This window comes from Erythrobacter sp. SG61-1L, from assembly GCF_001305965.1.
Lineage (GTDB): Bacteria > Pseudomonadota > Alphaproteobacteria > Sphingomonadales > Sphingomonadaceae > Andeanibacterium.
Genome location: NZ_JXQC01000003.1, coordinates 2,256,861 through 2,271,667, shown reverse-complemented (window position 1 = coordinate 2,271,667; position 14,807 = coordinate 2,256,861). Strand labels below are relative to the sequence as shown.

The following is a 14,807-nucleotide window of genomic DNA, read 5'->3' as shown; positions in this document are numbered from 1 at the left end:
CGGTTTTAGAGCCACCCACTCAGCCCGGCCGCAAGGTAACTTGCGGCCGGGTTTTTTTGCGGCTTCCGGGCGAGATTGTGTCTGGAACAGGCGCGCGACAGCAAAAGGCCGTCAGGCGGCGCCCACTCCGTTGCGATGGGTTCGCTTATCGTGATTGAAGTGGCTTGGCCGTTGTTTCCGGCCGCGCCGTTCAGGGCGCGTCGAGGACGTAACCCATGGCATGCACGGTGCGCAACGGATTGCCCGCGCCGGCCGAGCGGAACGCGCGGCGCAGGCGACCGATCCATACGTCCACAGTGCGCGGATCGATCGGCGGTTCCTGCTTGCCTAGGCCTTCGATCATCTCCTGCCGGGAAAGCACCCGGTTGGGATTCTCGGCCAGGAAGCGCAGAAGGCGGAACTCGTTCGGGCGCAGCGGAATCGGCTTTTCCGACCAGCGGGCCTGCTGGGCACCGAGATCAATCTTCAGCGATCCAAGCTCCACCATCTGGGTGGCATGGCGCTGCTGCTGGCGCGACTGGAGGGCAAGGACACGGTCCAGAATTCGTTGCCGGTCGAGCGGACCCACGATGTAATCGTCAGCCCCGGCGCGCAAGGCGCGGCGGCGGTCTTCCTGATCGTCCTGTTCCAGCACGATGGTGATGTGGCAGTCCTGTGTGCGCGGGTCTGCCCGAAGGCGCCGGCACATTTCCAGACCGGAGAGATCGAGCATCACCCAGTCGACAAACGCCCACATCGGGCCTTCCACCAGGCGGCGGGGGCCTGCCCCGTCCATGCTGTTGAAAGTGAAGGTCATATCGTCATGGACGAAATCCTCCATCACGTCCCCCTTGGGGTCTGTCAGGAAGATGTTGACCAGTGCCATAGCCGCGCAATTCCCCTTTAAACTAGGGCGAACTGCCGGGTTCATGTGACTCGTTTATGACGATCAGAACAAATTTGACCGCGGCGTTTTCCGGCTCAGTCGAAGCAGCCCTTGGAGATGGTCCAGAGTACTCTGTCGGCGGCTTCGATGTCGCTCTTTTCGACCTGCGAAACCAATGTTCCGATGAATTGTGAAACGGGTTTGCGCAACCGGTCGTAAAGGGCGCGGCCATCGGCCGTCAGGCTGAATTGCGGGCTGCGCTGATCCTCTTCATTTCGGTGCCTTTGTACGATCCCCTGCGCCTCCAGACGGGCCAGGGCGCGGCTGACTTCGGCCCGGTCCACCACGGCGCCTTCGGCAAGGCTGCGCACTGTCCCGCGCTCCGCCAGCCCAAGCTGCGCTACGCACCGCCATTGAGGCAGGGTGAGGGTGGAATTGGCCTTGAGCATTTCCACGAATTTACGGTCGAACAGCTTCGCCGTCACGGCCAGACGATAGCCGAAGAACGCCATTCCGCCGAGGCGGTAGGAAGGGGGGATGTCCTCATCCGCCAGCGGCGGCATCCCGTCATTTGCAGGCGCCTTTGCGCTCCGTCCCTTGGCCATTCCCCGTCCGCCTTTCCTTTCACCGATCCCCGGTTGACTCGATCATGCCATTCATTGAATAATCAATAAAGAGCGGTGCCGTCAAAGGCACTCGATACAACGAGGATATACGGGAGAGAAGACGGATGGCAGGGCGTAGCCTGGCCGTGCGCAATCCGCGCACTGGCAAACCTGATCTGGAAATCGAAGTTGCCGACCGCACGGCGGTTGCCGCCAAGGCCGCAAGGCTGCGGGCGGGGCAGCGCAAATGGGCCGCCATGCCGCCGGAAGAGCGCGTGAAGGTAATGGGCCGCTGGGCGCAGGTGATTGCCAGCAAATACCGGCAGGCGATCATTGACGCGGATTCGCACGACACCGGCTATTGCGAGATCAGCCGCATCGCGCCCGACATGATGCTGGGCGTGATCGGCGGGCTGTGCGCCAGTGCCCCGGCCCAGCTGAAGGGCGCCCTGCGCGAAGGCGTGGCGCGGGCAAATCCGGACATTCGCTTCACCAGCATCCTCAAGCCCTATGGCCTCGTGGGCATCATCAGCCCTTGGAACGCGCCGACCATGCTTTCCATGCTGCACGCCATCCCGCCGTTGTTCGCGGGCTGTGCGGTGCTGCTGAAGCCGTCCGAAGTCACGCCGCGCTTTACCGGCCCGCTGTTCGACAGCGTGCGCGAAGTGCCCGAACTGGCCGAAGTGTTCGACTGCGTGCTGGGCGACGGGGAAACCGGGCAGGCGCTGATCCAGGAAGCGGACTACATCTCCTTCACCGGCAGCGTTCCCAATGGCCGCAAGGTGGCCGCGGCCTGCGGGGAACGGATGATCCCCTATGACGTGGAGCTGGGCGGGAAAGACCCGTTGATCGTGATGAAGGGAGCGGACATTGACCGGGCGGTCTCCGCCACGATCCGCGGTGCCATCAGCGCGACGGGGCAAGTCTGCTTCTCGATCGAGCGCATCTATGTGGATCGCCAGATTCACGACGAATATGTCGCCGCTCTGGTCGAGCGGGCGAAGAAGATCGAACTCAATCACCCCGATCCGTTGGGTGGCCATATCGGTCCGTTCACGGGGCCTCATCAGGCCGGGATCGTCCGGGGGCATCTGGAAGACGCACTGGCCAAGGGTGCGACCATCGCGGAAGGCGGCCTGCCGTTCCAGATCGACGGCGGGGACTATATGCGCCCCACTGTGCTGACCGGCGTGACGCATGAAATGAAGATCATGCGCGAAGAGACATTCGGCCCCTGCATGCCGGTGATGGCCTATGACGATATCGAGGAGGCGATCCGCCTTGCCAACGATACGGATTACGGCCTGTCCGCCGCCGTGATCGGTCCGGACGAGGAAAGCGCCATGGCCGTGGGCGAGCGGATCGATGCGGGCAAGGTGAGCATTCAGGACGCATTCCTGACCTTCTTCGGGTCTGAGGCGAAGAACGACAGCTTCGGCTTCTCGGGCCTGCCGGGCCTGCGCCCGGACCTTACCCGTTACGTGCGCAAGCAGGCACTGCTCATCAATTCCGGCGAACCGGTCTGCCTGACGCGGCAGGCCGTCAGTGCTGTCGATCAGGCAATCGGCTGAAGAGAGGCTCCGATGGAAATCACATTCCCCGACATCCCGCTCTACAAGGGCTGGGGCAAGCCGTTGCGCAGCGAATCCCATGTGGAGGGGCTGGAGATCGTCGAAGGGCATCTCCCGGCCGAATTGCGCGGCACCTGGTATCGCTGCGGCGCTGACCGGCAATATCCGCCGATGAATGGCGAGGATATCTTCATCGACGGCGAGGGCATGGCCCATATGGTCCGCTTCGAGGATGGCCATGTCAGCTATCGCAGCCGCTGGATCGAAACGCCCCGCTACAAGCTGCAGGAGGAACATCGCCGCAGCCTGTTCGGCCGCTATCGCAACCGCTACACCGCCGATCCGCTGGCGGCGGGCACCAGCCCGGGCACGGCCAACACTTCCATGCTGTTCCACGCAGGCAAGCTGTTGGCCCAGAAGGAAGATGCCCTGCCTTACGAGATTGATCCCGATACGCTGGAAACCGGCCCGCAGACCGATCTTGGCGGGCAGGTGAGCGCGGTCAGCCTTACGGCCCATCCCAAGGTGGACTGGGTAACGGGCGAATTGCTGACCTATTCCTATCAGGCGAAGGGCGATTCAACGACCGACTTTGCCATCTACATCTTCGACGCGGACGGCGCGAAAGTGAACGAGATCTGGTTCAACGCCCCCTGGCCGGGCGTGGTGCATGATTTCGCCATCACCGAAAGCCACATCGTGGTGCCGTTCTTCCCCCTGATCACCCCCAGTATCGACGGGCTGAAGGAAGGGCGCCATTTCTACGAATACCACCCGGACAAGCCCACCATGGTCGCCATTGTGCCGCGTTACGGCAAGGCGGAGGACGTGCGCTGGTTCGAAGGGCCGAACACCACTGCCGGGCACATGCTCAACGCGGTGACGGATGGAACCAAGGTCCATCTCGACCTCTGCCTCTATAACGGCAATTGCTTCCCCTTCTTCCCCGCGCCCGATGGCAAGGTCTGGCCGGCCGTGCCGCCGATCCTCACCCGCATGACCTTCGATCTGGCCCGCAACGATGGCGGGTACGAAACCCGCCCGATCATGCCGGTGCCCTGCGAAATGCCGCGCACGGACGATCGCTGGCAGGGCCGCGATTACAGCCATGGCTGGGTGATCGTGTACCGTTCGGGCGATGGCACCAGCACACTGGGCCATGTCAACGTGAAGACGGGCGAACTGGACGTGTGGGAACACGGCCAGATGATTTCCGTGCAGGAACCGCAATTCGTGCCCCGCAGCGGCAGTTCGAAGGAAGGGGACGGCTGGATATTGTCCTTCCTCAGTCGGCTGGATCAGGGCCATAGCGAAATCGGCGTGTTCGATGCGCTGAACCTGGCCAAAGGCCCCATCGCGCGGCTGCACATGCCCGTACGTGTGCGCTCCACCTTCCATGGCGTGTGGGTGCCCGAGGAGGTACTGAAAACCGGCAAGTACCAGATGGAGGCAGTGGCATGAGCGATACGCCCTGCTGGCCCGACGGCGTCCCCAAGACCATGCCCGCGCAGGATCGCGGGGATATCATGGAAACCTATGCCCGCTATGCCTGGGGCATTGACCTTGCCGATGCGGACCTTGCCCTTTCCTCTTTCGCCCGCGATGCCAGCTTCGATCATCTGTGGCAGGGGGAAGTGCGGGGGCATGCCGCCATTCTCGAGAACCTGAAGGAGCTGTGGTATCACCGCCAGCACTGGTGGCTGGGCCGCCAGCATCTGTTCCAGCACTTCCTGATGACGCCCACGGAACAGGGCGCGCGGGTGCGCTCCATGTTCCAGATCCTGCAGTTCAACATCGAATACGGCACGAACTTCGTGTTCGGCATCGGCACGCGCGACGATATCCTGATCAAGGAAGACGGTGTGTGGGTGTTCAAGCAACTGCTGGTCAACGCCTGGCGCAGCCTTGAGGACGTGCCATGGAAGGGCGATCTGCTGATGAAGGGCCGCCCGAAGATGACTCCGCCGCGCCACAGCCTCGACGATGCAAAGGATGGCGTGGAATGAGGATCACCGCTGCCGTCTCGCGCGCGGGTGCAGCCGTGCCGGTGCTGGAAGAGGTCGATCTGGGCGAACCGCGCGAGGATGAAATCCTCGTCCGCGTCGTGGCTGCCGGCATCTGCCATACGGACCTGCATTCCCATGCCGGTATCGGCATGCCCGTGCCCAAGCCCGCCGTGCTGGGCCATGAAGGGGCTGGCGTGGTGGAGAAGGTCGGCAGCGCCGTCACTCACCTGAAGGCGGGGGACCATGTCGTCATCTCGGGCGGCTCTTGCGGCAATTGCCCGTCCTGCCTTTCCGCCAAGCCATCCTATTGTCGCGAGGCCATGCCGCGCAGCTTCGGCGGGCAGCGCAGCGATGGCTCCACCTCGCTCATCCAGAATGGGGAGAAGGTCGCGAGCCACTTCTTCGCCCAGTCGAGCTTCGCCACTCATTGCATTGCCAATGCGCGCGGAGCTGTGCCCGTTTCGCCGGACGTGCCGCTGGACATTGTCGCCCCCATGGGCTGCGGTGTCATTACGGGCGCTGGCGCGGTGATCGAGGCGCTGCAAGTGAAGCCCGGCCAGAGCATCGTCGTGTTCGGCGTGGGCGGCGTGGGCCTTTCCGCGGTGATGGCCGCCCGCGTGGCAGGCGCCGCCGCCATTGTCGCGGTCGACACTGTGGCCCAGCGGCTTGAACTGGCGAAGGAGTTGGGGGCCACCCACATTATCGACGCCGCGCAAGGCGATGTTGCCGGGCAGGTGAGGGCGGCCCTGCCCTTTGGTGCGGATTTCAGCTTCAACACCACCACTTCGGCGGAGGTCTTCTCCACCAGCCTGCAGGTGCTGGCGATGCAGGGCACGGCTGGCTTCGTAACCCGCCCGCGCGAACCCTGGACGCCGGACATGATGGCGATGCTCGCCCATGGCCGCAGCATGAAGGGCATTCTGGGCGGCAGTGCCTCGCCGCGCCTGTTCATCCCGAAACTGGTCGATCTGTGGCGCCAGGGTCGCTTCCCGGTGGAGCGGATGATCGCCCGCTATCCCTTCGCCGATTTCGCCCGCGCCTGGCACGATTGCGAAACGGCGGCTGCGATCAAGCCCGTGCTGATGATGCCAACTCCCCAAAACGGAGCCTGAGATGGACCGCAAGACCTTCCACGCAACCCTGCGCGCCATGGGCAGCGATTTCACCATGGAACTGATCGAGCAGACCAATGCCCTGCTCGCACCGCTCGTGCCTTCGCCTGACGAGGCGCTTACCACGCGCGACATCGCCTATGGCCCGCATGAAAGGCATCGCTTCAACCTGTTCCGTCCGGCGGCTGGGGAACCGGCGCCCTGCCTGCTGTTCGTCCATGATGGCGGCTTCGTGATGGGGGACAAGGGGGCGCCCGGCGCGCCCTTTTACAACAACGTCGGTGCATGGGCACAAGGGCAGGGCTTCGTCTGTGCGGCGATGAATTATCGGCTTGCCCCCGAAGTGCGCTGGCCGGCGGGCAGGCAGGATGTGATCGCGATGATCCTCCACCTCGCGGCCCATGCTGCGGAATACGGGATTGATCCGCAAAGGATCTACCTGATGGGCCATTCGGCCGGCGCCACCCATGTGGCAGATGTGGTCGCCGCACCGGGCGAGGCTGCGGGCCGGTTCGCTGGTGCGATCATGAGCTCCGGCTTCTACGACCTTTCCATCGCGGTCCGCGATCCCTTCAAGCCGCAATATTACGGGGCCGACGTGGCAGACTGGTCGCCCATGTCGCCGCTACCCGGCCTGATCGCCAGCGCCGTTCCCTGCCTCTTCGCATTGTGCGAACTGGATATGGCCGAATGCCACGATCAGGCGAAGGCTCTGGCGGATGGCTGGTACGCGGCAAAGGGCGCTCTTCCGGTGATTTTCGTCCAGCCCGGCCACAACCACATTTCGGCAGCGCGCCAGATCGGATCAAACGTCGATTCCTTCGGGCCTATCCTGAGTGCCTTCGTAAGTGCTCGTTAAGGACGGATAGTTAGCCCGGCATGGAACTGTTGCCGGAAGGTGACGGGGGTGCCGGATTTCGCAAGGAGGCACTCTTCGGCATGGACAGTTGCTTAGGGGGGACATAATCTAACACTGCTGGCGTGTATGCCTTTCGCCCAGGCAGGCGGTCCGCAAAACGACGGATAACTTTTGTTATCGGCCTTTTTGCCGGCTTGTTGTCATAAAAATGGGTCATTGGGCATGGACGAATGGTGGCTGAGGCGGTATGAAAACTGCCAAATAGGTCACCGATAACAACAAAATCGCCCAAAAAGGGCGGGTCGCTAAGCTTTCAGGGCCTTCAAAGGCCCGACTAAAGATTCGACTGCAGAAGCCTCCGGTGGGGGCGATATGAGGGAGTTATACGGATGAACCGCAATACGCGTCGCCTTTTGGCGGTCGGTGTGTCTGCGCTGGCTTTGAACTCGGTGGGTTCAGGCACTGCTTTCGCAGAAGGCGCCGGCGTCATTCAGCAAAATGATGATGGCTTTGGTGGCCCGGCCTCTACGGTCGAGGCCACATTGGTCATTACGCACATCGGCGACCTTGCCGATGGTCAGGCCGGTGATGACAGCCCGCCCTTCTCGGACGTGAACAGCGTTGCCAGCGGCTGGGTCATTCAGACCGCTACTGCGACCAACTTTGCAGACATCGAAATCGTTGCTGCCGGCGATGTGGCCATTTCGGCCATCGCAGTCGATACGAGCGGCCCGATTGCCGATGCTGACGTCTTCGGCGCGATCTACCAGGATCCGAACTCCCCGGGTGCCAACACTGCAACGATCCTCAACACCGGCTCGCTCGGTGTAGGTGCGCTTGCTCAGGCGACCAACCCGACCGGCAATGCCGACGCGGAAGCGAACATCTACATCCTGCCCGCAGTGAACCAGAGCGCGCACGGCGGCACGGCCGGCAACGCTGAGATCACCAATGCGGCAACTTCTGCGGCCACTGCGCCTGCCGAGCTGTATGTGAAGGCTACCGCCATCGCCATGGGCGAATCGGGTGACGGCGATGCAGACGCTTACGTCTACAACGGCATCAACCAGGATGTTGGCGGTTCCGACTCTGCTTCGGCCACCATCACCAACACCGGCGGCATCGACATCGGTGCGGTCGCTACCGCTTTCGGTACCGACGACGCTGATGCAGACGCTGACGTTGATATCGGTATCCGCCAGGACGCCGGTTCGGGCAGCGATTCTTACGCCGGTATTTCCAACGCAGCTGGCGGCTCGATCAACATTTCGGCTGTCGCGTCGGCTTCCTCGACCGGCACCTTCTTCGATTCCGGCGATGCTGACGCTGGCGTCGACACCGGCATCTACCAGCATGCTGGTTCGGGTGACGTTGCTACCGTCGAAATCGAAAACAGCGGCACCGTGGGCGTTCTCGCCGACGCTGACGCATTCGGTCTCGATGACGCAACCGCATATGCTGACATCGACTATGGCATCTATCAGGATGCGGGCGCGGCCAACACGGCTAACGCTCTGATCGTCAACGGCACGGCTTCGGACACGGCTGCTGCGATCAACATCAACGCGCTTGCTGACGCGACTGCCGCCAACGACGCTGTTGCCGATGCTGACATCCAGACCGGCATCTATCAGGACGCCGGTTCGGGCGACAACGCCACCGCTTCGATCACCGGCACCGGCTCGATCGACATCGGCGCGGCCGCCAAGGCTGTTTCGACCGCTGATGATGCGGTTGCTCGCGCCGACATTGAAGAATTCGGCATCTTCCAGACTGTCGACGGTGGTGCTGGCACGGGCAACAGCTCGCTCGCGATCATCGACGTTGAAGACACTCTGGCTGTTTCGGCCAAGGCGACTGCTTCGGCCGTTGCTCCGACCGACGCCCTCTTCACTGCCGACAACGCCAATGCCGATGCACACATCAATGACGGTCTTCGTCAGGAAGTGGGTTCGGGCGCTCCGGTCAACTCGGCCTCGATCGCCGTATCCGGCGCTGACAGCGGCGTGTTCGCTTCGGCCAAGGCTGTTGCTGAAGGTGACGCTGATGCCGACGCGTCGATCGACGACGGTGTCTATCAGGACGTCGGCGGCCCCGATCAGGCCTCGGCTTCCTTCGCCAATTCGGGTGAAGCCGCATCGTTCGACCTCGCGGCCGTCGCAACTGCGACCGCTGGCACTGATGCGCATGCAGGTGCTGCCGTTGAAACCGGCATCTATCAGACCGCCGGTTCGGGTGGCGACGCTTCTGCAACGGTAACCAACAGCGCCTCGCTGGGTGTGCTCGCCGATGCAAATGCCAACACCACTGGTGGCCAGGCGGATGCCCAGGCTTCCATCGTGGCAGGCATCAACCAGGAAGCTGGCGCTGCCGACAGCGCAACCCTGCTGGTCGACAATAGCGGCGCGCTCGGGGTTTCGGCCCTCGCGAACGCTACGGCTTCTTCCAGTGCCTATGCTGGCGCTGGTGTCGAAGTCGGTATCCTTCAGGATGCCGGTTCGGGCGGCGTTTCCAGCGCGACCCTTGCCAACACTGGCAGCGCCGGTGTGATGGCGGCTGCCGGTGCGGTCTCGACTTCGGATAGCGCCGAAGCAGAAGCCGGCATTGGCGCCGGTCTGCTGCAGATGGTTGAAGGCGTCGATGCCTCGGCCACCTTCAGCAACCTGACCCCGGCTGCAACCGGCACGGCTCCGGCTGTTCCGGCTGAGTTCAACGTGAACGTCCTCGCGGCTGCCACTGGTGTGACCACCGCTTCGGCTGACGCTTCGCTGGGTCTCGGCATCGGCCAGTTCGCTCTGGGTGACGAAGTTGCTTCGGTTGGCTTCGAAAACTCGGGCCTCATCAGCCTGACCGCTGTTGCCTCGGCTGATGCCACGGACGGCACTGCCGATGCCAACGCCATGCTGATGGCTGGTGTCGCTCAGGTCGCCTGGGGCAGCACCTCTGCTCACGTCGACTTCACCAACGCTGCTGACGGTTCGATCGCAATCGGCGCTGCGGCTAGTGCCGATGGCGCTGTCGAAGCTACCGCCAACGCCTTCGTCGGTCTCGGTGTCGGCCAGCTGGCTGTCGCCGATGGCGGTATCGTCGGTCCTGACGCGACCGTCGGTCTCGTCAACGACGGTTCGCTGGCAATCACCGCTGACGCAACGGCAATCGCCGGCACTGACGACGCGCATGCGTTCGGCGGTGTGCTTGCCGGTGTCGTGCAGGTCGCAGTCGGAACCACCCAGACCGCTTCGGCGCTTCTGGAAAATGGCGGTGACCTCACGATCGCTGCCAATGTCTCGGCAAATGGCGGTGAAGACGCCACTGCAGTCGGCTTCGTCGGCGGCGGCGTCGCTCAGGTCGCTTATGGTGACATGAACGCCTCGGCTACCGTGATGAACAGCGGTTCGGTTGACGTTTCCTCCACTGTCAAGGCTACCTCGGGCAGCCTCGGCGGCGGTGCGAACAACGCCGTTGCTCTCTCCGGCGTCCTCGCCGGCAACGTCCAGGTCGCTATCGGCAGCACGGAAGCTTCCGTAAGCCTCGTGAACGCAGCAACTGCTGACGCCACCGAAGTCGCCGTCATCGGCGGCGCTGCCAAGGCAACTGCCGATGCCGCCAATGAAGCGACTGCCGCTGCCGGTTACGGCATCGGTATCGCTCAGGTTGCATACGCAGACGAAACCGCCACCGTTGGTATCACGAACGAAGGCCTGATCGACTACAGCGCCAAGGCTTCGGCCACGGCCGATGCCGATGACGCTCACTCGATCGCCATCTTCGGTGCGGGCGTTGTTCAGGCTGCCATCGCCACTTCCGGCGATGCCACCGCAACGTTCGACAACGGTCAGCTGTCGATCGGCGCCACCGCTGAGGCGGTTGCCGGTGAAGACGGTGAAGCCTACGCCTTTGTCGGCGCGGGTGTCGGCCAGATTGCCTACGCTTACGATACCGCCACGGTTTCGCTCACCAATGCCACGTCGCTGGAAATCAGCGCCTCCGCTCACGGTGCGGGTGCGACTGACTCGGGCGATGCTCTTGCAGGCGTCGTGATCGGCGTCGGCCAGATGGCTATCGGCAGCGGCTCGGCGCTTGCCTCGATCACCAATGCTGGCACCGCATTCGACATCAGCGCGAATGCAACCGCTACGGGTGCAAACTCTGCTACGGCTCAGGCATTCGTGCAGGCTGGCATCGGTCAGATCGCTCTGTCCGGTGGTGACGCGACTGCGACGCTGGAAAACAGCGGCAGCATGTCGGTTGGCGCAACTGCCAATGCTGACGCAGGTGCCGTTGCCGGTTATGCCGGAGCGGGTGCCGCGGTTGTCTCTGGCATCAGCCAGGCGGCCGACACGCCCAACGGCACGGCTCTGGTCTCGATCGCGAATGCTGTCGATGCGGACATCACCATCTCGGCGATGGCTCACTCCGACGGCGGCGCTGGTGCCCTTTCCACGGCTGATGTCGTGGAAGAAGAAGTCGAAGCATCCGATGGTTTCGCCATGGCTGCACTCGGCGGTTCGGGCATGATCGCTGTTCAGGAAGATGGCATGCCGAGCGGCGTGATTTCCCAGAACGTGGTGGCCGGTACTTACGACTACGAACCGCCGATTGACACCAGTTCGTTCGATGCGACCGGCTACGACGCCGTTGCGATGATCGACAACCAGGGCAGCCTCTCGCTGGCAGCTGGTGCGGTCGCCGAAGCAAGCGGCTTTGCAGATGCTAACGCCTACGTGAACGGTGTTGTCCAGGGGGCAACCGCGTTCGGTGGCAAGGCAGCAGCAGTGTTCGAGAACGGCAGCAGCGCAGAATTCTCGGTACTCGGCTCGGCTTCGGCCGTCGGCAGTGCCGCGAGCGCCTACGCTGACGTCAACTTCGGCCTCTATCAGTTCGTCAGCAGCACTGACTCGCTGGCATCGGTCGAAAATGACGGCGAGTTCTCGGTCTCGGCAATCGCCAAGGCCGACGCAAGCACCGGTTATGCCGATGCTTGGGCCTATGCGACCGGCATCGTTCAGGAAGCTTACGGTTCGACCGTCAACGTGACGAACAATGGCTCCATGGCTTACCTGGCTGACGCCAGCGCCGTGGGGGTCACGCATGCCTACGCTCTCGCAACGGTTTCGGCCGTCAGCCAGTATGCGTGGGGTTCCGAAGCAGTTGCCGAATTCACCAATGAAGGCACCTTCTCGGCGGTTGCCAACGCCGTGGCTTCCAGCGCGTCTTCCGGGTCGCAGGCGTATGCTTACGCTTCCGCAAACGGGGTCTTCCAGTACGTTGAAGGTGGTACGACCGCGAGCATGTCGTTCGTGAACGGTTCCAGCGGTGAATTCACCGTGGCGGCAAACGCTCACGCAATCGGCGGTTACTCGGTTGATGCCCTCGCCTTTGCGACTGGCGTTGTTCAGGCACACCACTCTGCGGCCGGCACTGATGCCATGGCGTGGATGACCAACAGCAATTCGATCAACGTGAACGCCAGCGCAGTTGCCGAAGGCACTTCGTCCAGCTTCGCGATGGCTGGTGCTGCAGCCTATGTTGCCAGCGGTGACTTCGAAGAAGTAAACGTTGTCAACGAAGGTACCATCACGGTCGGTGCATATGCGGAAGCGACCAGCGCTGGTTACGCCGAAGCTTATGCAACGGGCCTGTATCTTGAAGCAGGTGTTGGCGAACCCGGCCTTGCCGGCTCGATCTCCAACAGCGGTGATCTGGTCGTCAGCGCAACCGCAATGGCAGGATCGGGCGCTTCGAGCGCATCGGCCAATGGCATTGTCCTGCTTGGCGACTACAACACGATGGATGTGACCAACTCCGGTCTCATTGACGTGGCGGCAGTTGCAGCTGATGGTGGTCTGGTAACCGCAAACGGCATCTATGCCGGGACCGGCCCGGCCGTCGGTGTGCCGCTTGGTACTGAAACCCTCACCATCACCAACTCGGGTGACATTGACGTTCGCGTGAGCAGCGACAATGGCGACAGCTGGACCTGGGGCAATGCGATCAACGTTCGCGACAACCCGACCCTGACGGCTATCAACCTGAATGGCGGGGCCAGCGGTCCGGCAACGATCTACGGTAACATCCTCGTTGGCGCCGGTGACACCATCACCGTCGATAACGGCGAAACCCAGTTCGACGGCCAGATCAATGACTCGGCGAACATGGTCGGTGACCTGACGATCGCTGACGGCGGCGTCCTCTACCTTCGCGATAATCCGGCTGCGTCGAACGACAAGTATGCCGGACCTGCCAAGGGCTGGGTGGACAACCTCACCGTTGCTTCCGGCGGTACGCTGGCGCTCGAACTTCCGAACTATTCGGATGCCGGGGACGTCAACAACAGCGTGGCGCCGTTCAACTACCAGCAGATCTTCGCCAACACGGCGGTTCTGGGTGCAGACAGCGCTCTGGAGATCCGGGCCTCGACCGAAAACGGGCTCTACGATGATGACTACTTCTTCAACAACGTCATCGACTCCGACGATCTGACCGGCACCTTCGGCGACGTTTATGTGTCGAACACGATGTTCCTCGACCTGACGGACATCTATGACGCAGAAGACAACGTCGATCTGGGCATCAAGCGCGTCGCGTTCGATGACAGCCGCTTCGGCCTCACGCCGAATCAGGCTGCCGCTGCTGGCGGTATCGAGGATGTCTACTCCTCGTCGCTGACCGGTCCGTTCGCCGACATGCTCGCCGAAGTCTTCACTCTCGACGTGCCGGAATATCGTTCGGCTCTCAGCAACCTGCATGGTGCGCAGTACGCCACCTACCTGCAGTCGCTGGGTTGGATGGGTAACCGCTTCAACGGTGTCCTGTCTGATATGGGCGAATGCGCTGCGCTCCAGCTCGAAGACAGCACCCTTACCTGCCGTCGCGAAAGCGCCGGTATCTGGGGTACGCTCAACTACGGTCAGGAAAACATCGACAGCGATACCACTGCCGATGCGACCGGTTACGAGAGCGAACAGTGGCTGGCTGCGATCGGTGTCGACTTCCCGGTTGCCGAGGACTTCGTGCTCGGTATCGGTGGCGGCTACGTCAAGAACCAGGGCGACTTCGACTGGTACGGCGGCAGCATGGACGCCGACGGCTTCCAGGTCGGTGTCTACGGTGCCTACGATCCAGGTCAGTTCTATGTGAAGGCGGCAGTCAGCTACTCTGACCTGAACGGTGAATCGATCCGCACCGCCACTGTCGGCAGCATCACCGGTACGGTAACGGCTTCGCCCGATGCCAACATCTGGGCTGCCGGTGGCGAACTGGGCTACCGCTTCGATCTGGGTGGTGCGACGGTCACTCCGTATGCTGGCCTCGACTATGTCTCGGCCAAGCTGGAGAGCTTCGCTGAAGGCGGCACCTTTGCTGGCCGTCTGACGGTGAACGACAGCACGGATGACTTCCTGACCTCCGAACTGGGTCTGAAGCTCTCCGGCAATGTCGGCGGCATCGTTCCGGAAGTGAAGGCCGGCTGGCGTCACGAGTTCAACGACGAACCCGCGATGTTCACTGCCTTCTATTCGGAAGAGCCGGGCACGCCGTTCTCGGTGATCAGCCCCTACCGGGCTGAAGATGCGCTCGTTCTGGGTGCCTCGATCGCCGCGACCGTCACGGATAACACCTGGCTGAAGCTTGGTTACGAGGGCTGGATGGCCGATGGCCACGACGTGCACTCGGGTGCGATCACGCTGCGTCACGAGTTTGGCAAGGCTGCCACGCCTCCGCCGCCTCCGCCGCCGCCGGTGTGCAACAAGGGCCCGTACATCGTGTTCTTCGACTGGGATAAGTCGTA

At 62.7% G+C, this 14,807-nt stretch carries 8 protein-coding genes; 6 read left to right on the top strand and 2 right to left on the bottom strand.

What is annotated here, in order from left to right; genetic code table 11:
- Positions 1 to 190 precede the first annotated feature (190 nt).
- Together SZ64_RS11160 and SZ64_RS11155 are read right to left on the bottom strand one after the other, a co-directional pair.
- Positions 191 to 865 carry a response regulator transcription factor gene (locus SZ64_RS11160; protein WP_054530897.1) on the bottom strand — a complete coding sequence of 225 codons (675 nt, stop codon included), beginning with the start codon at positions 863 to 865 and terminating at the stop codon, positions 191 to 193.
- 95 nt (positions 866 to 960) lie between these two features.
- Positions 961 to 1,470 carry a MarR family transcriptional regulator gene (locus SZ64_RS11155; RefSeq protein ID WP_054530896.1) on the bottom strand — a complete coding sequence of 170 codons (510 nt, stop codon included), beginning with the start codon at positions 1,468 to 1,470 and terminating at the stop codon, positions 961 to 963.
- Between the two features lie 125 nt (positions 1,471 to 1,595).
- On the opposite strand from SZ64_RS11155, the gene SZ64_RS11150 reads away from it, so the two are divergent.
- The 6 genes from SZ64_RS11150 to SZ64_RS11125 all read left to right on the top strand — a co-directional run.
- Positions 1,596 to 3,041 (top strand): aldehyde dehydrogenase family protein, encoded by a 1,446-nt coding sequence (locus SZ64_RS11150; protein ID WP_054530895.1) that lies wholly within the window; start codon positions 1,596 to 1,598, stop codon positions 3,039 to 3,041.
- Positions 3,042 to 3,053: 12 nt separating this feature from the next.
- Positions 3,054 to 4,502 (top strand): carotenoid oxygenase family protein, encoded by a 1,449-nt coding sequence (locus SZ64_RS11145; RefSeq protein ID WP_054530894.1) that lies wholly within the window; start codon positions 3,054 to 3,056, stop codon positions 4,500 to 4,502.
- Positions 4,499 to 5,047: a nuclear transport factor 2 family protein gene (locus SZ64_RS11140; RefSeq protein WP_054530893.1), complete on the top strand. Its 549-nt coding sequence runs from the start codon at positions 4,499 to 4,501 to the stop codon at positions 5,045 to 5,047. The genes SZ64_RS11145 and SZ64_RS11140 overlap by 4 nt, the downstream gene beginning before the upstream one ends.
- Positions 5,044 to 6,159, top strand: coding sequence for an NAD(P)-dependent alcohol dehydrogenase (locus SZ64_RS11135; RefSeq protein ID WP_054530892.1), 1,116 nt, complete (start codon positions 5,044 to 5,046; stop codon positions 6,157 to 6,159). Before SZ64_RS11140 ends, SZ64_RS11135 begins: the two co-directional genes overlap by 4 nt.
- A 1-nt stretch (position 6,160) precedes the next feature.
- Positions 6,161 to 7,018, top strand: a complete 858-nt coding sequence (locus SZ64_RS11130) for an alpha/beta hydrolase (protein ID WP_054530891.1) — start codon at positions 6,161 to 6,163, stop codon at positions 7,016 to 7,018.
- Between the two features lie 389 nt (positions 7,019 to 7,407).
- Positions 7,408 to 14,807 (top strand): autotransporter outer membrane beta-barrel domain-containing protein (locus SZ64_RS11125; protein WP_054530890.1); only part of this gene is annotated, 7,400 nt, incomplete at its 3' end.

Coding starts and splice junctions, on each gene's coding strand:
- SZ64_RS11160 (WP_054530897.1), bottom strand. CDS start 865: ATGGCACTGGTCAACATCTTCCTGACAGACCCCAAGGGGGACGTGATG.
- SZ64_RS11155 (WP_054530896.1), bottom strand. CDS start 1,470: ATGGCCAAGGGACGGAGCGCAAAGGCGCCTGCAAATGACGGGATGCCG.
- SZ64_RS11150 (WP_054530895.1), top strand. CDS start 1,596: ATGGCAGGGCGTAGCCTGGCCGTGCGCAATCCGCGCACTGGCAAACCT.
- SZ64_RS11145 (WP_054530894.1), top strand. CDS start 3,054: ATGGAAATCACATTCCCCGACATCCCGCTCTACAAGGGCTGGGGCAAG.
- SZ64_RS11140 (WP_054530893.1), top strand. CDS start 4,499: ATGAGCGATACGCCCTGCTGGCCCGACGGCGTCCCCAAGACCATGCCC.
- SZ64_RS11135 (WP_054530892.1), top strand. CDS start 5,044: ATGAGGATCACCGCTGCCGTCTCGCGCGCGGGTGCAGCCGTGCCGGTG.
- SZ64_RS11130 (WP_054530891.1), top strand. CDS start 6,161: ATGGACCGCAAGACCTTCCACGCAACCCTGCGCGCCATGGGCAGCGAT.